Below are 18,754 nucleotides of genomic sequence, written 5' to 3' on the forward strand. Positions count from 1 at the left end.
GCCTGTTCGTGCGGGCTCAGGAGTCTGCCGTGAGCTTTACCCCTGCCAATCGCCTGTTCCCTGGTACCCGCCTGCGTCGCAACCGCCGCGACGATTTTTCCCGTCGCCTGGTTCGCGAGAATGTCCTGACGGTCGACGACCTGATTCTTCCGGTATTCGTCCTCGAGGGTGAAAACCGTCGCGAGGAAGTCGCGTCCATGCAGGGCGTCGAGCGCCTGAGCATCGATCTGCTGCTGGAAGCGGCGGCAGGCTGGGTCGAGCTGGGTATTCCGGCCCTGGCCCTGTTCCCGGTCACCCCGACCGAGAAGAAATCCCTCGATGGCGCCGAAGCCTGGAACCCGGAAGGCATTGCCCAGCGCGCTACCCGCGCCCTGCGTGCGCGCTTCCCGGAGCTGGGGGTGATCACCGACGTCGCCCTCGACCCGTTCACCACCCACGGTCAGGACGGCATCCTCGATGAAGAGGGCTACGTCCAGAACGACATCACCGTCGATGCCCTGGTCCGCCAGGCCCTGTCCCACGCCGAGGCCGGCGCCCAGGTGGTCGCACCGTCCGACATGATGGACGGCCGCATCCAGGCGATCCGCGAGGCCCTGGAACTGGCCGGTCATGTGAATGTCCGCATCATGGCCTACTCGGCCAAGTACGCCAGCGCCTATTATGGTCCGTTCCGCGATGCGGTCGGTTCGGCGCTCAATCTGGGCAAGGCCAACAAGGCCTCCTACCAGATGGATCCGGCCAATACCAACGAGGCGCTGCATGAAGTGGCGGCCGACCTCTCCGAAGGCGCCGATATGGTCATGGTCAAGCCAGGCATGCCGTATCTGGATATCCTTCAGCGGGTCAAGGACGAGTTCAAGGTGCCGACCTTCGTTTACCAGGTCAGCGGCGAATACGCGATGCACATGGCGGCGATCCAGAATGGCTGGCTCTCCGAAGGTGTCATTCTCGAATCGCTCACCGCTTTCAAGCGGGCGGGTGCCGACGGCATTCTCACGTATTTCGCTGTGCGCGCCGCACAATTGATGAGAGGGCAGTAACGCCCTTCAGGAACGCAATATGAATAACGAAGCACTGATCGAAGCTGCGGTTAAGGACATCAAGGACGTGAAGGAAGAGGCGGCCGTACCCGAGCCGATGCTGGAAACCCCGGCGGAGCCCGCTGCGGTTCCGGTGGTCACTGCGGAAACGCCGGCCGTCGCGCCGACGCCGGCCGTGGCGATCCCGGGCCTGGATGACACCAGCCTCTACATCCACCGCGAGCTGTCCCAGCTGCAATTCAACATCCGCGTACTGGAACAGGCGCTGGATGAGTCCTACCCCTTGCTGGAGCGGCTGAAATTCCTGCTGATCTTCTCCAGCAACCTGGACGAGTTCTTCGAAATTCGTGTTGCGGGCCTGAAAAAGCAAATCACCTTCGCCCGTGAACAGGCCGGCGCCGACGGCCTGCAGCCGCACCAGGCGCTGGCCCGCATCAGCGACCTGGTGCACGGCGAAGTGCAGCGCCAGTACGCGATCCTCAACGACGTGCTGCTGCCGGAGCTGGAAAAACACCAGATCCGCTTCATCCGTCGCCGTCACTGGACCACCAAGCTGAAGACCTGGGTGCGTCGCTTCTTCCGCGACGAGATCGCGCCGATCATCACCCCGATCGGTCTCGACCCGACCCACCCGTTCCCGCTGCTGGTGAACAAGAGCCTGAACTTCATCGTCGAGCTGGAGGGTATCGATGCCTTCGGTCGCGATTCCGGCCTGGCGATCATCCCGGCGCCACGCCTGCTGCCGCGGATCATCCGCGTGCCGGAAGAAGTCGGTGGCCCTGGCGACAACTATGTATTCCTCTCGTCGATGATCCATGCGCACGCCGACGACCTGTTCCAGGGCATGAAGGTCAAGGGCTGCTACCAGTTCCGCCTGACCCGCAACGCCGACCTGGCACTGGACTCCGAAGACGTGGAAGACCTGGCCCGCGCCCTGCGCGGCGAGCTGTTCTCCCGTCGCTACGGTGACGCGGTGCGCCTGGAAGTCGCCGACACCTGCCCGAAACACCTGTCCGACTACCTGCTCAAGCAGTTCAGCCTGAGCGAAAGCGAGCTGTACCAGGTCAACGGTCCGGTCAACCTGACCCGCCTGTTCAGCATCACCGGCCTGGACAGCCACCCGGAGCTGCAATACACGCCGTTCACGCCAGCGATTCCCAAGCTGCTGCAGAACAGCGACAACATCTTCAGCGTGGTGGGCAAGCAGGACATCCTGCTGATGCACCCGTTCGAGTCCTTCACTCCGGTGGTGGACATGCTCCGCCAGGCCGCCAAGGACCCGCACGTCCTGGCCGTGCGCCAGACCCTGTACCGCAGCGGCGCCAACTCGGAAATCGTCGATGCGCTGGTGGATGCCGCGCGTAACGGCAAGGAAGTGACTGCGGTCATCGAACTGCGGGCGCGTTTCGACGAAGAGTCCAACCTGCAGATGGCCAGCCGCCTGCAGGCTGCCGGCGCCGTGGTGATCTACGGTGTGGTCGGCTTCAAGACCCACGCCAAGATGATGCTGATCCTGCGGCGCGAAGCCGGCGAGATCGTGCGCTACGCGCACCTGGGTACCGGCAACTACCACGCCGGCAACGCCCGCCTGTACACCGACTACAGCCTGCTGACCTCCGACGACGCCCTGTGCGAGGACGTCGGCAAGCTGTTCAGCCAGTTGATCGGCATGGGCAAGACCCTGCGCATGAAGAAGCTGCTGCACGCGCCTTTCACCCTGAAGAAAGGCATGCTCGACATGATCGCCCGGGAAACCCAGTTCGCCGTGGAAGGCAAGCCGGCGCACATCATTGCCAAATTCAACTCGCTGACCGATCCGAAGATCATCCGCGCGCTGTACAAGGCCAGCCAGTCCGGCGTGCGCATCGATCTGGTGGTGCGTGGCATGTGCTGCCTGCGTCCGGGCATCGCCGGGGTCTCGCACAATATCCACGTGCGCTCGATCATCGGCCGCTTCCTCGAGCACACCCGGGTGTTCTACTTCCTCAATGGCGGTGACGAGCAGATCTTCCTGTCCAGTGCCGACTGGATGGAGCGCAACCTCGACAAGCGCGTCGAGACCTGCTTCCCGGTGGAAGGCAAGAAATTGCTGCTGCGGGTGAAGAAGGAGCTGGAAGGGTATCTGACCGACAATACCCATTCGTGGATCCTGCAATCGGACGGCCGCTACGTGCGCAGCTCGCCGACCGGCAACCAGAACCCGCGCAGTGCCCAGGCAACCCTGCTGGAGCGCCTGAGCAACCCGATCCTCAGCGTACGCTGAGGACGAAACCGACCCGGGCCAGCCACTCGGCTTCCTGGTCGAAGTCGGCCTGGGTCAGCTGGTTCTCCTGCAGCCAGCCATCGGGGAAGGCCACGTTCAAGCTGTCGTCACTGGCGTGCAGCTTGACCGTTGGCATCTGCTGGGTACCACGGATGTGGTGGAACAGGATGGCGAAGCGCAGCAGCACGCACAGGCGGATCAGCTTGGTGCCTTCGTCGCCGAACTCGGCGAACTTGTCCTTGGGAATGTTGCGGCGGTGGCCACGCACCAGCAGGGCCAGCATTTGCTGGTCTTCGCGGGAGAAGCCGGCCAGGTCGGAGTGTTCGATCAGGTAGGCGCCGTGCTTGTGGTAGTGATAGTGGGCGATGTCCAGCCCCACTTCATGCACCTTGGCCGCCCAGCCCAGCAGTTCGCGCCAGATTCCTTCTTCAAGATCCCATGCCTTGGCCACCTGGTCGAAGGCATGCAACGCCTTGCGCTCGACCCGCGCGGCCTGGCCCTGGTCGACGTGATAGCGCTCCATCAGCGAGGTGAGGGTGCGTTCGCGCACATCCTCGTGGTGATGGCGGCCGAGCAGGTCGTAGAGCACGCCTTCGCGCAGGGCGCCGTCGCAGTGGTCCATGCGTTGCAGTTCGAGGGCGTCGAAAATCGCTTCGAGAATCGCCAGGCCGGCCGGGAAGATCGTCCGGCGGTCCGGCTTGACCCCGTCGAAGTCGATCTTGTCGGTTTCGCCCAGCTTGAACAGCTTGCGCTTGAGCCAGGCCAGGCCCTCGGCGTTGACCTCGCCGCTGCCCAGGCCGGCGGCCTTGATCGCCGAGCCGATGGCGCGGATGGTGCCGGAGGAGCCGATGGCTTCGTCCCAGCCCAGGCGGTGCAGGGCGCTCTCGATGCTCATCAGTTCCAGGCGCGCGGCAGTGTAGGCCTGGGCATAGCGCGCCGGGGTGATCTTGCCGTCGCGGAAATAGCGCTGGGTGAAGCTGACACAGCCCATCTGCAGGCTTTCGCGCAGCAGCGGCTCGAAGCGCTGGCCGATGATGAATTCGGTACTGCCGCCGCCGATGTCGGCGACCAGGCGCTTGCCCGGGGTGTCGGCGAGGGTGTGGGAAACACCCAGGTAGATGAGGCGGGCTTCCTCACGGCCGGAGATCACTTCCACTGGGTGACCGAGGATTTCTTCGGCGCGGCGGATGAATTCGCCGCGGTTGCGCGCTTCGCGCAGGGCGTTGGTGCCGACGATGCGCACCGAGCCCGGAGGCATGCCGTTGATCAGTTGGGAGAAACGCTTCAGGCAGTCGAGGCCGCGCTGCATGGACTCTTCGCTGAGCTGGCGTTCTTCGTTGATGCCGGCCGCCAGTTGGACCTTCTCTCCGTTGCGCTCGAGGATGCGGATCTCGCTGTGATGGGCCTTGGCTACAACCATATGGAAACTGTTGGAGCCCAGGTCGATGGCGGCGATCAGGGAAAGGTTCTTGGCGGAGGAATGGGGCATGGTAATGGCTTCTCGGTCGTTAACCTGGCAATCCTGCCACGATAGTCGTCTTACGCCAACGCGCGGCAAGCCAGGGCTTGATGTGGCGCAGTTTCGCGTAGGAAATGTGTCTTTTGTGTGACAGCTGATTCGGTAATTCATCAACTATCATAGTTAGACTCAATCGGTTTCGGCTTCCTGTGGACAGACCGTGCCGCTATGATGGGCGACGTTTTTTAGCTTCCGAACCTGGAGATTTCCATGAGCGACCTGATCAAATACGTCACCGACGCCACTTTCGAGGCCGAAGTGCTGCAGGCCCAAGGCCCTGTACTGGTGGACTACTGGGCTGAATGGTGTGGTCCTTGCAAAATGATCGCTCCAGTGCTGGACGACATCGCTTCGACCTACGAAGGCAAGCTGACCGTCGCCAAGCTGAACATCGACGAAAACCCCGACACCCCGTCCAAGCACGGCGTTCGTGGTATCCCGACCCTGATGCTGTTCAAGAACGGCAACGTCGAGGCGACCAAGGTCGGCGCACTGTCCAAGTCCCAGCTGGCAGCCTTCCTCGACGCTCATATCTGAGCCTCGAAAAAGCCCCGCATTTGTCGGGGCTTTTCTCTTTCTGGTGACTAGACACCAGAAAAAGCAGGTGTTACATTCGGCCTCGCACTGATTCTCCAGTGCCCCCTGCACGCCCGTCGCCGCATTCCAATTCGAATCAGTACGCGATCATTCGCCTCCCGCGGCGCGGCTTCATTAAGCCAGATGCTTAATCTCTCCCTTCCTACATGATTACTCCATTCCCCTTATGAACCTGACTGAACTCAAGCAAAAGCCGATTACCGATCTGCTCGAAATGGCCGAACAGATGGGCATAGAAAATATGGCCCGTTCGCGCAAGCAGGATGTGATTTTCTCCCTGCTGAAGAAGCACGCGAAAAGCGGCGAGGAAATCTCCGGTGACGGCGTGCTGGAGATTCTCCAGGACGGTTTCGGCTTCCTGCGTTCGGCGGACTCCTCCTACCTGGCCGGCCCTGACGACATCTACGTCTCGCCCAGCCAGATCCGTCGTTTCAACCTGCGCACCGGCGACACCATCGTCGGCAAGATCCGGCCGCCGAAAGAGGGCGAGCGTTACTTCGCACTGCTGAAGGTCGACACCATCAACTTCGACCGTCCGGAAAACGCGAAGAACAAGATCCTGTTCGAAAACCTGACGCCGCTGTTCCCCAACGTGCGCCTGAAGATGGAAGCCGGCAACGGTTCCACCGAAGACCTCACCGGTCGCGTGATCGACCTGTGCGCCCCGATCGGCAAGGGCCAGCGCGGCCTGATCGTCGCCCCGCCGAAAGCGGGCAAGACCATCATGCTGCAGAACATCGCGGCGAACATCACCCGTAACAACCCCGAGTGCCACCTGATCGTCCTGCTGATCGACGAGCGCCCGGAAGAAGTGACCGAGATGCAGCGCACCGTGCGCGGTGAAGTGGTCGCCTCGACCTTCGACGAGCCGCCGACCCGTCACGTGCAAGTGGCCGAGATGGTCATCGAGAAGGCCAAGCGCCTGGTCGAGCACAAGAAGGACGTGGTCATCCTGCTCGACTCCATCACCCGCCTGGCCCGCGCCTACAACACCGTGATCCCGAGCTCCGGCAAGGTCCTGACCGGTGGTGTCGACGCCCACGCCCTGGAGAAGCCGAAGCGCTTCTTCGGTGCCGCGCGTAACATCGAGGAAGGCGGTTCGCTGACCATCATCGCCACCGCGCTGGTCGAAACCGGCTCGAAGATGGACGAAGTGATCTACGAAGAGTTCAAGGGTACCGGCAACATGGAACTGCCCCTGGACCGTCGCATCGCCGAGAAGCGTGTGTTCCCGGCCATCAACATCAACCGTTCGGGTACCCGTCGCGAAGAGCTGCTGACCGCCGACGACGAGCTGCAGCGCATGTGGATCCTGCGCAAGCTGCTGCACCCGATGGACGAGATCGCCGCCATCGAGTTCCTGGTCGACAAGCTCAAGCAGACCAAGACCAACGACGAGTTCTTCCTGTCGATGAAGCGCAAGTAAGCACTCGCTGTACGCAAGAGCCGGGGAAACCCGGCTTTTTGCTATCTGTCATAAACACTATTCTGACCGGCCCGGATCGACGTTACACTGCCCACCCCGACCGATACGGCCAATACGAGGCTCACGCATGCAGTATCGCGATTTGCGCGACTTTATCCGTGGCCTGGAGCAGCGCTCTGAACTCAAGCGCATCCAGGTCCCCATTTCGCCGGTCCTGGAAATGACTGAAGTCTGCGACCGCACGCTGCGGGCCAAGGGGCCGGCACTGTTGTTCGAGCGTCCCACCGGCTACGACATCCCGGTGCTGGGCAACCTGTTCGGCACCCCGGAGCGGGTGGCCATGGGCATGGGCGCCGAATCGGTCAGCGAATTGCGCGAGATCGGCAAGCTGCTGGCGTTCCTCAAGGAGCCGGAGCCGCCGAAGGGCCTGAAGGACGCCTGGTCGAAACTGCCGATCTTCAAGAAGGTCGTGTCCATGGCGCCGAAGGTGGTCAAGGACGCGCCTTGCCATGAAGTGGTCATCGAAGGCGACGACGTCGACCTGGGCATGCTGCCGATTCAGCACTGCTGGCCGGGCGACGTCGCGCCGCTGATCACCTGGGGCCTGACGGTTACCCGCGGGCCGAACAAGGAGCGCCAGAACCTCGGCATCTACCGCCAGCAGGTGATCGGCCGCAACAAGGTGATCATGCGCTGGCTGAGCCACCGCGGCGGCGCCCTCGACTACCGCGAATGGTGCGAGAAGAACCCGGGCAAGCCGTTCCCGGTGGCCGTGGCCCTGGGTGCCGATCCGGCGACCATTCTCGGCGCCGTGACCCCGGTCCCCGATACCCTTTCCGAATACGCCTTCGCCGGCCTGCTGCGGGGTAACCGCACCGAGCTGGTGAAGTGCCGCGGCAGCGACCTGCAGGTTCCGGCCACTGCCGAGATCATCCTCGAAGGCGTGATCCATCCGGGCGAAACCGCACCGGAAGGCCCGTACGGCGACCACACCGGCTACTACAACGAAGTCGACAGCTTCCCGGTGTTCACCATCGAGCGCATCACCCACCGCACCAAGCCGATCTACCACAGCACCTACACCGGCCGGCCGCCGGATGAGCCGGCGATCCTTGGCGTGGCGCTGAACGAGGTGTTCGTGCCGATCCTGCAGAAGCAGTTCCCCGAGATCACCGACTTCTACCTGCCGCCGGAAGGCTGCTCGTACCGCATGGCGGTGGTGACCATGAAGAAGCAGTACCCGGGCCACGCCAAGCGCGTAATGCTGGGGGTCTGGTCGTTCCTGCGACAGTTCATGTACACCAAGTTCGTTATCGTCACCGACGACGATGTCAACGCGCGGGACTGGAACGACGTGATCTGGGCCATCACCACGCGCATGGACCCCAAGCGCGACACGGTGATGATCGAGAACACGCCGATCGACTACCTCGACTTCGCCTCGCCGGTCTCGGGCCTCGGCTCGAAGATGGGCCTGGACGCCACCAACAAGTGGCCGGGGGAAACCACCCGCGAGTGGGGCCGTGTCATCGTCAAGGACGAAGCCGTGACCAAGCGGATCGATGAGTTGTGGAACCAGTTGGGAATAGATTGATGCAGGTAACCTTGCAGCCGTCCGGGGCCGTGATGACCCTCAACCCCGGCGAGAGGATTCTGGAAGCGGCGCAACGCCTGGGTTATGACTGCCCGCAGAGCTGCCGCAACGGCAACTGCCACGTCTGCGCCGCCTTGCTGGTGGAAGGCAGCGTGCGCCAGAACGGTGAAGTGCGTGATCACGGTGAGCTGTTCACCTGTATCGCCGAGCCGCTGGAAGACTGCGTGCTGCTCTGGGACGGCGTCTTGGCCCTCGGCGAGCTGCCGGTGCGCAAGCTGGCCTGCCAACTGAGCGATTGCAGCCCGGTGGGCGGCGATGTCTGGCGCGTGCGCCTGCGCGCCCCGGCCGGCAAGGCGCCGCGCTATCACGCCGGACAATACGTGCTGATCGAGCGTGAGGGCGGCGACAAGGCTGCCTTCTCCCTGGCCTCGGCGCCCCATCGTGGCCGCGACCTGGAGCTGCATGTACTGGCTCGCGAGAAAAGCGCGCTGGACCTGATCGCCCAGTTGCAGCGCAATGGCATGGCCCGGCTCGAGATGCCGTTCGGCGATACCCACCTGGCCGAGCTGCCGGATGGCCCGCTGGTGCTGATCGCCGCCGGCACCGGCATGGCGCAGATGCACAGCCTGATCGAGCACTGCCGGGTGCGCGGTTTCCAGCATCCGGTGCATCTGTACTGGGGCGTGCGCCGGCCTGAAGACTTCTACGAGATCGAGGAATGGGCGCAGTGGCAGCAGTTGCCCAACCTGTTCCTGCACCAGGTGGTCAGCGACCAGTGCGGCTGGGCCGGGCGCTGCGGCCTGCTGCACGAGGCGGTCTGCGAGGATATCGAGGACCTGTCGCCGGTGCATGTCTACGCCAGCGGTTCGCCGAACATGGTCTATGCCACCCTTGATGCCCTGGTCGAAGCGGGCATGGATGCGCACCAGATGCGTGCGGATGTATTCGCTTATGCCCCACGGGGGTAACTTCGGTAATAAGGCGCGTTGCAATGACGCGCCGGGTTTAAATAACCAACCGTGCAAGTAAGGCTTATAAGGGGCGCGCCGCTTTAATTGTTGCGCGCACCGCGAAAAAGTATCGCTACACTTGCAAGAGTACAGTCGAATATTCCGAAATGCCCGAATCCACGGGCTTTGAGCGCAACGGGGCTTGTTAACGCACCGCGATCTGCCGTACGGTAAGTGTTCAACGAGAGTGTTGGCTTTATAGTGAGGTACTTCGGTATTTCACGAGGATTTTTGGCGGCGGCTATGTCGGTACCTGCACCTTTTCCATTGGCTTATCCCCCGGTAGTTGATTTCGGACAGCAATTGTCCCGGGAGCAACTTGTTGAATCGGTCGAAAGAACCATGGCCCTGCATCATGGCGGGCCGGTATGGCTGTTTGCCTACGGCTCGCTGATCTGGCGACCGGAGTGCCAGTCGACCGAGCGCCGGCGTGGCCGGGTGCATGGCTATCACCGTGGTTTGTATCTCTGGTCCCATGAGCATCGCGGCACGCCGGAATGTCCGGGGCTGGTGTTCGGGCTGGACCGGGGTGGTTCGTGCAGCGGCTTTGCCTACAAGCTGCCGGAAGAAAAGCTGCAGGACTCGTTGCTGGCGTTGTGGCAGCGGGAGATGCCGTATCCGGCGTACCGGCCGCACTGGCTGAATTGCCGGCTGGAGGATGGCAGCAAGGTCCAGGCCCTGGGTTTCGTGCTGGAGCGGCATCTGCCGTGCTATGCGGGGAACCTGCCGGACAACCTGCTGACCCATATCCTGGCCAGCGCCAAGGGGCGTTATGGCACCACCCGGGAGTATGTGGAGCAGACCCTGGAGGCCTTGCGCAGCCATGCGATGCCGGACCGGAACCTGGAGGCGCGGTATCGGCGCTGCCATTCCCAGCAGGGGAATTGATGGTGTTGTCGAGGGCCCTATCGCTGGCAAGCCAGCTCCCACAGGTTCCGCGGTGCACGCGGTCACTGTGGGAGCTGGCTTGCCAGCGATGAGGCCCTTGAGGCTTACCTCACCTTCACCACCAACTTGCCCACCGCCTGCCGGCTAGCCAACTGCTCGATCGCTTCCCCAGCCTCCGCCAGTGGATAAGTCCTCGACACCAACGGCTTCAGTTTCCCCTCGGCAAACCAGGCAAACAGCTGCTTGAAGTTCGCCGCATTGTCCGCCGGCTGGCGCTGGGCGAACGAACCCCAGAACACCCCGAGCACCGCGCCGCCCTTGAGCAGCACCAGGTTCACCGGCAGCTCGGGAATCCGCCCGCTGGCAAAGCCCACCACCAGCAACCGCCCGTTCCACGCCAGCCCACGCACGGCCTGGTCGAACAGGTCGCCGCCCACCGGGTCGTAGATCACATCGACGCCCTTGCCGCCGGTCAGGCGCTTGATCTCGTCCTTCAGGCTGGCCTGGCTGTAGTCGATCAGTTCGTCCGCGCCGGCCGCCCTGGCCGTTTCCAGCTTCTGCGCACTGCTGGCCGCTGCGATCACCCGCGCGCCCATGGCCTTGCCGATCTCCACCGCCGCCAGCCCGACGCCACCCGAGGCGCCCAGCACCAGCAGGGTTTCCCCCGGCTGCAACTGGCCACGCTGGCGCAGCGCATGCATCGAGGTGCCGTAGGTCATGCCGAAGGCCGAGGCGGTCTCGAAGTCCATGCCCTCGGGGATCGGCATCACGTTGTAGGCCGGCACCGCCACCTGTTCGGCAAAGCTGCCCCAGCCGGTCAGGGCCATCACCCGGTCGCCGGCCTTGAAGGCCCCGGCGCTCTCACCGGCTACGCTGACCACGCCCGCTGCCTCGCCACCCGGCGAAAACGGCAGCGGTGGCTGGAACTGGTACTTGCCTTCGATGATCAGGGTGTCGGGGAAGTTGACGCTGGCCGCATGCACGTCCAGGAGGATCTCGTTCTTCTTCGGCGCAGGACTTGCGACCTCTTCCAGCACCAGATCGCTGGCCGGACCATGGGCTTTGCACAACAAGGCTTTCATCGGGGCTATTCCTTTGCGAGGGGTGGCCGATAAGTGTAGGTAAGCGAGGGGCGGGGTCAACGAGCATGGCCCGGCCTGAATAGGCCGATATAAACGAGCCCGGACTTGGGTTTGCACGGCGCGCTGGGTATGCTGGCGACCAATTGTTTCGAGGAGCGAATTCGTGAAAGCGTGGATCCTGGTGGTACTGGCACTGATGCTGCCGGCAGCGGCGATGGCCGAGGAAGAGAAGGAAGGCGCGGCACCCAAGGTGTCCTACATCAGCCTGACGCCGCCCTTCGTCGGCAACTACGCCCTCGACAGCGGCCCGCGCCTGCGGGTGTACAAGGCCGACGTGGCCCTGAAGGTCACCGGCGACGCCGATGCCGCCGCGGTCAAGCACCACGAGCCGCTGATCCGCAACCAGCTGGTGGCGCTGTTCACCCAGCAGACCCTGGAGGCCATGAGCAACGTCGACGCCAAGGAAAAGCTGCGCCAGGAAGCCCTCAAGCAGGTCCAGCAGGTGCTGGAAAACGAAGAAGGCCGCCCGGTCGTCGAAGACCTGCTGTTCAACAACCTGATCGTCCAGTGATCACGGCGTCAACGCAGTTGCAGGATCGCCGCCCACTGCTCGGCGGTGACCGGCATCACCGATAGCCGGCTGCCTTTCTGCACCAGCGGCATCTCGTCCAGCGCGGCCTGCTGCTTCAGGTAGCCAAGGCCGAGGACCTTGCGGAAGGTTTCCACATGGGCCACGTCCACCGCGCTCCAGGGGTTCTTCTCGGCGCTGGCCTTGGGGTCGTGGTAATGGCTTTGCGGGTCCAGGGCGGTGGGGTCCGGGTAGGCGGCGGCGCTGATCCGGGCGATGCCGGCGATCCCCGGTTCCGGGCAACTGGAGTGATAGAAGAAGAACTGGTCGCCGACCGCCATCGACCGCATGAAATTGCGTGCCTGGTAATTGCGCACGCCATCCCAGCGCGCCTCGCCGAGGCGGGCAAGATCCTCGATGGAAAGCTCGTCGGGTTCGGATTTCATCAGCCAGTAGGCCATGGGTTCAGCTCCTTGTTGCTCTGAAACAACCTGTTGCATCAAACCGACGACTGGTTGACGTCAAGGTTTGCTTGCAGACCAATGTTGTCGGAAAATGCGCCAAATTTTTTTCCAGCTTGACGCTGCTGCACGGCCTATAACAAGAACCGCTGCGGACATCGTGATGAGTTTGCCTGAGGGGGGCAATCGATGAATCGCAAACCGGATCTGTTCTGGGTACTTGTTTTCGTGTTCGGTCTTGGCGTGGTCACCACCGGTTATGCCCAGAGTCTCTGGGAGCGCAAGGCTGAAGCGGCGTACCAGATGCCGGTCGTTCCCGCGCAAGCCCAGGCCCAGTTGCAGCGCTGATTCAGCGCGCCAGATACCAGCTTTTGTCCGACACCGTTCCCTGCAGCGGAACGTCCCAACTGGCCTGTGCCAGGCGCTCCACCTTCTGGCATTCGTGCGCCAGCCCCAGCAGCAAAGGTTTTTTCCACGCCTTGCGCCGGCCCTGATAGGCCAGGCTGCGATCATAGAAGCCACCGCCCATCCCGAGGCGACCGCCCAATTCATCGAACCCCACCAGTGGCAGCAGGATCAGGTCCAGCGCCCAGATCTTCCGTTGCCGCGCCAGGCTGATGCTCGGCTCGGGAATGCGGAAGCGGTTGGGCCGCAGCTTTTCCCCGTGCTCGAAACGCTGGAAGGCCATCTTGGTCCGCGGCCAGGCATGCAGCACCGGCAGGTAGGTGAACTTGCCGCGACGCTGGGCTTCGCGCAGCAGCAGGCGCGGGTCGATCTCGCTGTCGTTGGGCAGGTACAGGGCGATATGCCGGGCCCGGCGGAACAGCGGATGCTGGGCCAGTTGCCGGTACAGGCCGCGCGCGGCACGACGTTGCTCGGCCGGCGTCAGGGCGCGGCGGGCATTGCGAAGCAGGCGGCGGAGTTGGGGGCGGGTCAGCGACGCGGTGTCGGTCATGGCACGGGCGATCCCAAGGTATGCCTGCGCGGGGGAAAAAGATGCGCAGGCAAAGAAAGCAGGCTCCCCGACGAACCGCTGTCGGTGTAGCCCTTGAACCCGAAAGTTCAAGGTGGAGATTGCAGGAGGCGTTAAGGCTTTCCGTCAAGCGGACATGCACACCGGCCCCACGTGCAACCCCCGTGGTTGTGCGTATCGGCTCAGGGACATGACCGACTGGCAAGCACTCCAGGGAGTGGGCGGAGTATACAGAAACTTAGTTGCTTTTTGTATCCGCGTCGTCGGCCAGGGCTTGATCCACGCGGTCCAGCAGGTCGCGCACCTGCTCGCGGGTGGCGCCGCCGTTCTGCGCGTCGGGGCGTTCGTCCTGTTTGTGCAGCAGGTCGTGAGTGATGTTCAAGGCGGCCATCACGGCGATGCGGTCGGCGCCGATGACCTTGCCGCTGCTGCGGATCTCGCGCATCTTGCCGTCGAGGTAGCGGGCGGCGCTGATCAGGTTGGTGCGCTCTTCCTGCGGGCAGATGATCGAATACTCTTTGTCGAGGATCTGCACGGTGACGTTGTTCGGTGAACTCATGAGTCTTGCTCCAGGGCCTTGAGCCGCGAAATCATCGATTCGACTTTCTGCCGCGCGATTTCGTTTTTTTCGATGAGGTGGGCGCGCTCCTCGCGCCAGGACTTCTCCTGCACGGATAGGAGTGCGTTTTGCCGTTTTAGTTGCTCGACCCGCTCAATCAGCAGTTCGAGGCGGCTCTTCAGCGTTTGCAGCTCGTCTTCTTGCATTGCTCGCCACTCGATTCGTCGTACCGTGACTGCTCCGTATCCCGCGTCCGCCACCGGCCGAATTGCCCGCCCAGATGGTCTTGGCGCGCCCGCCGGTGCTAGGATACAAGGCCTTCATTCTAGTCATTGCGCCGTCTGGCGCCTAGTTGCCATGTCCAATACCCAATCGCCGTACACCGCTTTCGGTACCCTGCTCAACAGCAATGGCCACCCTGTTTCCCCTGCCGAACTGCATGGCTTGCTGCTCGGGCGCAGCTGTGCCGGCGCCGGTTTCGATGCCGACAGCTGGCTGGCCGACGCGGCCCACCTGCTGGAAAGCGAACCGGTAGACAACGTTCGCAACGCTTTGATCGGTCTCCAGGAGATGGTCAAGGGCGAACTTACCGGCGAAGACATCACCATCGTCCTGCTCCTGCCCGGTGACGAGCAGCCGCTGAGCGAGCGCGCAGGCGCCCTGGGCCAGTGGTGCCAGGGCTTCCTCGCCGGTTTCGGCCTGAATGCCGGCGGCAAGGACCTGAGCGACGAAGCCAAGGAGGTTCTGCAGGACCTCACCGCTATTTCGCAAGTCCAGGACGCCCTGGAAGAATCCGAAGACGGCGAAAGCGACTATATGGAAGTGATGGAATACCTGCGCGTGGCGCCGCTGCTGCTCTACACGGAGCTGGCCAAGCCGGTCGCCGCCGCTGCCAAACCTTCCTTGCACTGAGGCCGAACAGGGGTTCCCCGTGGCAGTCACCCATATCCCGAAAGCGGAATACGCCCGGCGCCGCAAGGCGCTGATGGCGCAGATGGAACCCAACAGCATCGCCATCCTGCCGGCGGCCGCGGTTGCCATTCGCAACCGTGACGTCGAGTACCTCTATCGCCAGGACAGCGACTTCCAGTACCTCAGCGGCTTCCCCGAGCCCGAGGCGGTGATCGCCCTGATCCCCGGCCGCGAGCATGGCGAATACGTGCTGTTCTGCCGCGAGCGCAACCCCGAGCGCGAGCAATGGGACGGCCTGCGCGCCGGCCAGGAAGGCGCGATCCGCGACTTCGGTGCCGACGACGCCTTCCCCATCAGCGATATCGACGACATCCTCCCTGGCCTGATCGAAGGCCGCGACCGGGTCTACTCGGCCATGGGCAGCAATGCCGAGTTCGACCGCCGGCTGATGGAGTGGATCAACGTGATCCGTTCCAAGGCCCGCCTGGGCGCGCAACCGCCGAACGAATTCGTTGCCCTGGATCATCTGCTGCACGACATGCGCCTGTATAAATCGGCGGCGGAAGTGAAGGTGATGCGCGAGGCCGCGGCGATTTCCGCCCGAGCCCACGTGCGGGCCATGCAGGCCAGCCGCGCCGGCCTTTACGAATACAGCCTGGAAGCCGAGCTGGACTACGAGTTCCGCAAGGGCGGGGCGAAGATGCCGGCCTACGGCTCCATCGTCGCGGCCGGGCGCAACGGCTGCATCCTGCACTACCAGGAGAACGACGCGCCGCTGAAGGACGGCGACCTGGTGCTGATCGACGCTGGCTGCGAGATCGACTGCTACGCCAGCGACATCACCCGCACCTTCCCGGTCAACGGCGTGTTCTCGGCGGAGCAGAAGGCGATCTACGAGCTGGTGCTCGCCTCCCAGGAAGCGGCCTTCGCCGAGATCGCCCCCGGCAAGCACTGGAACCAGGCCCACGAGGCTACGGTCCGGGTGATCACCGAGGGCCTGGTGACGCTGGGCCTGCTCAAGGGCGCGGTCGATGAACTGATCGAAACCGAGGCCTACCGGGCCTTCTACATGCACCGTGCCGGACACTGGCTGGGCATGGATGTGCATGATGTCGGCGAGTACAAGGTCGGCGGTCAATGGCGCGTGCTCGAGCCGGGCATGGCCCTGACGGTTGAGCCGGGTATCTACATTGCCGCAGACAACCAGAACGTCGCGAAGAAATGGCGCGGCATTGGTGTACGGATCGAGGATGACGTAGTGGTAACCAAGAACGGCTGTGAAATCCTGACCACCGGCGTACCGAAGACGGTCGCCGAAATCGAAGCCTTGATGGCTGCTGCACGAAGCCAGGTCGCATGAGCCGGGTCAATCTCGCCATCATCGGCGGCGGTCTGGTCGGCGCCAGTCTTGCCCTGGCCCTGCAGGCCGGCGCCCGGGCCCGGGGCTGGAAGATCCTGCTGATCGAGCCCTTCGCTCCCGGCGACAGTTTCCAGCCCAGCTACGATGCACGATCCTCGGCGCTGTCCTTCGGTACCCGGCAGATCTACGAGCGCCTGGGCCTGTGGCAGGGCATCAGCCGGCGTGCCGAACCAATCCGGCAGATCCAGGTGTCTGATCGCGGGCGCTTCGGCGCGACCCGTCTCGATGCCATCGAGGAAGGCGTGCCGGCCCTGGGTTATGTGGTGGAGAACGCCTGGCTCGGGCAATGCCTGTGGCAAGGCCTCGACGCCGAGGTGGTGAGCTGGCGCTGCCCGGCCGAAGTCATCGCCATGCAGCCGTTGGGCGACGGTTATCGCCTGACCCTGAACGATGAGACCCAGGTCGAATGTGATCTGGCCGTACTGGCCGATGGCGGTCGCTCCGGCCTGCGTGAGCAATTGGGTATCCATGTCAATCAGCGCCCGTATCACCAGAGCGCGCTGATCGCCAATATCACCCCGGGCGAGGCCCATTGTGGCCAGGCCTTCGAACGCTTCACCGATGACGGCCCGATGGCCCTGCTGCCGCTGCCGGAGAACCGCTGCGCGCTGGTCTGGACCCGCGCCGGAATGGACGCGAAACGCCTGGCCGAGCTGGACGAGCGCAGCTTCCTCGACGAATTGCAGGGTGTCTTTGGCTACCGCCTCGGTGCCTTGCGCCAGGTCGGTGCGCGGCATCTGTATCCGCTGTCGCTGGTGGAAGCCCAGGAGCAGGTGCGCCCGCACCTGGTGGTGCTCGGCAACGCCGCCCACAGCCTGCACCCGATTGCCGGGCAGGGCTTCAACCTGTCGCTGCGCGATGTGCAGTCGCTGGCCGACGGCTTGCTCGCCGGCCCGGACACCCCGGGCGATTTCGCCACCCTGGATGCCTACCGCGAACGCCAGCGCCTGGACCAGGAACTGACCGTCGGCTTCTCCGACAAGGTCACCCGGCTGTTCGGCACTGCCCAGCCGCTGGTCGCCACCGGCCGCAACCTCGGCCTGCTCGGTCTCGACCTGCTGCCGCCGGCCAAGCGCTGGTTCGCCCGCCAGGCCATGGGCCTGGGCACCCGCCCTGATCTCCAGGGCAAGGCATGACCCCTTCTTTCTTCTACGTGGAACAGGCTTGAAGCATGGACATGCGCGCGGATCTGTTGATTGTCGGTGCCGGTATGGTCGGCAGCGCCCTGGCCCTGGCCTTGCAGCACAGCGGCCTGGAAATCCTCCTGATCGACGGCAGCCCGCTGTCGGTGCAGCGCTTCGATGACGAAGCGCCGTTCGAGCCGCGGGTCAGCGCCCTGTCGGCGGCCAGCCAGCGCATTCTCGAGCGCCTCGGGGCCTGGCAAGGGATCGCCGAACGACGTCTGAGCCCGTATTCCGACATGCATGTGTGGGACGGCAGCGGCACCGGGCAGATCCACTTCTCGGCGGCCAGCGTGCATGCCGAAGTGCTCGGGCATATCGTCGAGAATCGGGTGGTCCAGGATGGTCTGCTGGAGCGTCTGCACGACAGCGAGATCGGCCTGCTGCCCAACGCCCGTCTGGAGCGCATGCGTCGTTCCGGCGACGAATGGCTGCTGACCCTTTCCGACGGCCGCAACCTGCGTGCGCCACTGGTGATCGCCGCCGATGGTGCCAACTCCGCCGTGCGCCGCCTGACCGGCTGCGAAACCCGCGAATGGGATTACCTGCACCACGCCATCGTCACCAGCGTGCAATGCGCCAAACCGCACCAGATGACGGCCTGGCAGCGCTTCACCGACGAGGGTCCGCTGGCCTTCCTGCCGCTGGCCCGTGACGGCAAGCAGGACTGGTGTTCGATCGTCTGGTCGACCACCCCGGAACAGTCCGAACGCCTGATGGCCCTGCCGGACGGCGAGTTCTGCTCCGAGCTGGAGCGCGCCTTCGAAGGCCGCCTGGGTTCGGTGCTGCATGCCGACCCACGCCTGTGCGTGCCGCTGCGCCAGCGTCATGCCAAGCGCTATGTCGCCGAAGGGCTGGCGCTGATCGGCGACGCTGCCCACACCATCCACCCGCTGGCCGGGCAGGGGGTCAACCTGGGCTTCCTCGATGCCGCGGTGCTGGCTGAAGTGTTGCAAAGCGCGTATGAGCGCGGCGAGCGCCTGGCCGATGTGCGCGTGCTGAGCCGTTTCGAGCGCCGGCGCATGCCGCACAACCTGGCGCTGATGGCGGCCATGGAAGGCTTCGAGCGCCTGTTCCAGGCCGATCCGCTGCCGCTGCGCTGGCTGCGCAACAGCGGCCTGAAATGGGTCGAACAGATGCCTGAGGCCAAGGCGCTGTTCGTTCGCCAAGCCTTGGGTTTGAGTGGTGATCTGCCGGACCTGGCGAAAGCCTGAGGTCGCCGCAACATCTGGTAACTCCTCGGTGCTGCGTTCGGTTTGTG

The 18,754-nt window shown here is 63.9% G+C and carries 19 protein-coding genes and 1 other RNA gene; 13 read left to right on the forward strand and 7 right to left on the reverse strand.

Features of this window, described 5'->3' with window-relative positions; genetic code table 11:
* Window positions 1-29 precede the first annotated feature (29 nt).
* Window positions 30-1,040, forward strand: coding sequence for a porphobilinogen synthase (hemB, locus tag PSEMO_RS09630; protein ID WP_075802840.1), 1,011 nt, complete (start codon window positions 30-32; stop codon window positions 1,038-1,040).
* A 97-nt stretch (window positions 1,041-1,137) separates the two neighbouring features.
* Complete coding sequence (gene ppk1 / locus PSEMO_RS09635; protein WP_372239108.1) at window positions 1,138-3,303, forward strand: polyphosphate kinase 1; 2,166 nt, start codon at window positions 1,138-1,140, stop codon at window positions 3,301-3,303.
* Here ppk1 and ppx read toward each other — a convergent pair.
* Window positions 3,290-4,792, reverse strand: a complete 1,503-nt coding sequence (ppx, locus tag PSEMO_RS09640; protein ID WP_075802842.1) for an exopolyphosphatase — start codon at window positions 4,790-4,792, stop codon at window positions 3,290-3,292. The genes ppk1 and ppx overlap by 14 nt on opposite strands.
* Window positions 4,793-5,032: 240 nt before the next feature.
* Between ppx and trxA the strand changes: the two genes are divergently transcribed.
* The 5 genes from trxA (at window position 5,033) to PSEMO_RS09665 (ending at window position 10,337) form a co-directional block, all read left to right on the forward strand.
* The gene (gene trxA, locus PSEMO_RS09645; protein ID WP_075802843.1) at window positions 5,033-5,359 is read left to right on the forward strand and encodes a thioredoxin TrxA; all 327 of its coding nucleotides are present in this window, start codon (window positions 5,033-5,035) and stop codon (window positions 5,357-5,359) included.
* 226 nt (window positions 5,360-5,585) lie between these two features.
* Window positions 5,586-6,845, forward strand: coding sequence for a transcription termination factor Rho (gene rho / locus PSEMO_RS09650; protein WP_075802844.1), 1,260 nt, complete (start codon window positions 5,586-5,588; stop codon window positions 6,843-6,845).
* A gap of 127 nt (window positions 6,846-6,972) precedes the next feature.
* Window positions 6,973-8,439: a 4-hydroxy-3-polyprenylbenzoate decarboxylase gene (gene ubiD / locus PSEMO_RS09655; protein WP_075802845.1), complete on the forward strand. Its 1,467-nt coding sequence runs from the start codon at window positions 6,973-6,975 to the stop codon at window positions 8,437-8,439.
* On the forward strand, window positions 8,439-9,407 hold the full coding sequence (locus tag PSEMO_RS09660) for a CDP-6-deoxy-delta-3,4-glucoseen reductase (RefSeq protein ID WP_075802846.1): 969 nt from the start codon (window positions 8,439-8,441) through the stop codon (window positions 9,405-9,407). The genes ubiD and PSEMO_RS09660 overlap by 1 nt, the downstream gene beginning before the upstream one ends.
* Window positions 9,408-9,692: 285 nt before the next feature.
* A complete protein-coding gene (locus PSEMO_RS09665) occupies window positions 9,693-10,337 on the forward strand; it encodes a gamma-glutamylcyclotransferase (protein ID WP_178391982.1) in 645 nt (214 codons plus the stop codon).
* A gap of 104 nt (window positions 10,338-10,441) precedes the next feature.
* Here the strand turns inward: PSEMO_RS09665 and PSEMO_RS09670 are convergent, their stop codons facing one another.
* The gene (locus tag PSEMO_RS09670) at window positions 10,442-11,419 is read right to left on the reverse strand and encodes an NADPH:quinone oxidoreductase family protein (RefSeq protein WP_075802848.1); all 978 of its coding nucleotides are present in this window, start codon (window positions 11,417-11,419) and stop codon (window positions 10,442-10,444) included.
* Window positions 11,420-11,582: 163 nt separating this feature from the next.
* On the opposite strand from PSEMO_RS09670, the gene PSEMO_RS09675 reads away from it, so the two are divergent.
* Window positions 11,583-11,990 carry a flagellar basal body-associated protein FliL gene (locus PSEMO_RS09675; RefSeq protein WP_075802849.1) on the forward strand — a complete coding sequence of 136 codons (408 nt, stop codon included), beginning with the start codon at window positions 11,583-11,585 and terminating at the stop codon, window positions 11,988-11,990.
* A gap of 8 nt (window positions 11,991-11,998) precedes the next feature.
* Here the strand turns inward: PSEMO_RS09675 and PSEMO_RS09680 are convergent, their stop codons facing one another.
* Window positions 11,999-12,448 carry an EVE domain-containing protein gene (locus tag PSEMO_RS09680; RefSeq protein WP_075802850.1) on the reverse strand — a complete coding sequence of 150 codons (450 nt, stop codon included), beginning with the start codon at window positions 12,446-12,448 and terminating at the stop codon, window positions 11,999-12,001.
* Window positions 12,449-12,637: 189 nt separating this feature from the next.
* Here PSEMO_RS09680 and PSEMO_RS33445 point away from each other — a divergent pair, with 189 nt between their 5' ends.
* Window positions 12,638-12,796, forward strand: coding sequence for a hypothetical protein (locus PSEMO_RS33445; RefSeq protein ID WP_178391983.1), 159 nt, complete (start codon window positions 12,638-12,640; stop codon window positions 12,794-12,796).
* A gap of 1 nt (window position 12,797) precedes the next feature.
* Here PSEMO_RS33445 and PSEMO_RS09685 read toward each other — a convergent pair whose 3' ends face one another.
* From PSEMO_RS09685 to PSEMO_RS09700, 4 genes are all read right to left on the reverse strand, one after another.
* Entirely contained in the window at window positions 12,798-13,403 is a 606-nt protein-coding gene (locus PSEMO_RS09685) for a 5-formyltetrahydrofolate cyclo-ligase (protein WP_075802851.1), read from the reverse strand.
* A 60-nt stretch (window positions 13,404-13,463) separates the two neighbouring features.
* Window positions 13,464-13,641: non-coding RNA, 6S RNA (gene ssrS / locus PSEMO_RS09690), on the reverse strand.
* A gap of 18 nt (window positions 13,642-13,659) precedes the next feature.
* Complete coding sequence (locus tag PSEMO_RS09695; RefSeq protein ID WP_075802852.1) at window positions 13,660-13,980, reverse strand: cell division protein ZapA; 321 nt, start codon at window positions 13,978-13,980, stop codon at window positions 13,660-13,662.
* A complete protein-coding gene (locus PSEMO_RS09700; protein ID WP_009395629.1) occupies window positions 13,977-14,186 on the reverse strand; it encodes a TIGR02449 family protein in 210 nt (69 codons plus the stop codon). Before PSEMO_RS09700 ends, PSEMO_RS09695 begins: the two co-directional genes overlap by 4 nt.
* 151 nt (window positions 14,187-14,337) lie before the next feature.
* Here PSEMO_RS09700 and PSEMO_RS09705 point away from each other — a divergent pair, with 151 nt between their 5' ends.
* From PSEMO_RS09705 to PSEMO_RS09720, 4 genes are read left to right on the forward strand one after another with little or no spacing between them, the layout of a single operon-like run.
* The gene (locus PSEMO_RS09705; RefSeq protein ID WP_075802853.1) at window positions 14,338-14,892 is read left to right on the forward strand and encodes a YecA/YgfB family protein; all 555 of its coding nucleotides are present in this window, start codon (window positions 14,338-14,340) and stop codon (window positions 14,890-14,892) included.
* A gap of 19 nt (window positions 14,893-14,911) precedes the next feature.
* Window positions 14,912-16,252: a Xaa-Pro aminopeptidase gene (pepP, locus tag PSEMO_RS09710; RefSeq protein WP_075802854.1), complete on the forward strand. Its 1,341-nt coding sequence runs from the start codon at window positions 14,912-14,914 to the stop codon at window positions 16,250-16,252.
* Window positions 16,249-17,448, forward strand: a complete 1,200-nt coding sequence (ubiH, locus tag PSEMO_RS09715) for a 2-octaprenyl-6-methoxyphenyl hydroxylase (RefSeq protein WP_075802855.1) — start codon at window positions 16,249-16,251, stop codon at window positions 17,446-17,448. The genes pepP and ubiH overlap by 4 nt, the downstream gene beginning before the upstream one ends.
* Window positions 17,449-17,489: 41 nt before the next feature.
* Complete coding sequence (locus PSEMO_RS09720) at window positions 17,490-18,707, forward strand: 2-octaprenyl-3-methyl-6-methoxy-1,4-benzoquinol hydroxylase (RefSeq protein WP_178391984.1); 1,218 nt, start codon at window positions 17,490-17,492, stop codon at window positions 18,705-18,707.
* Window positions 18,708-18,754: the final 47 nt, after the last annotated feature.

It is taken from the genome of Pseudomonas putida, from assembly GCF_001941965.1.
Taxonomy (GTDB): Bacteria; Pseudomonadota; Gammaproteobacteria; order Pseudomonadales; family Pseudomonadaceae; genus Aquipseudomonas; species Aquipseudomonas putida_L.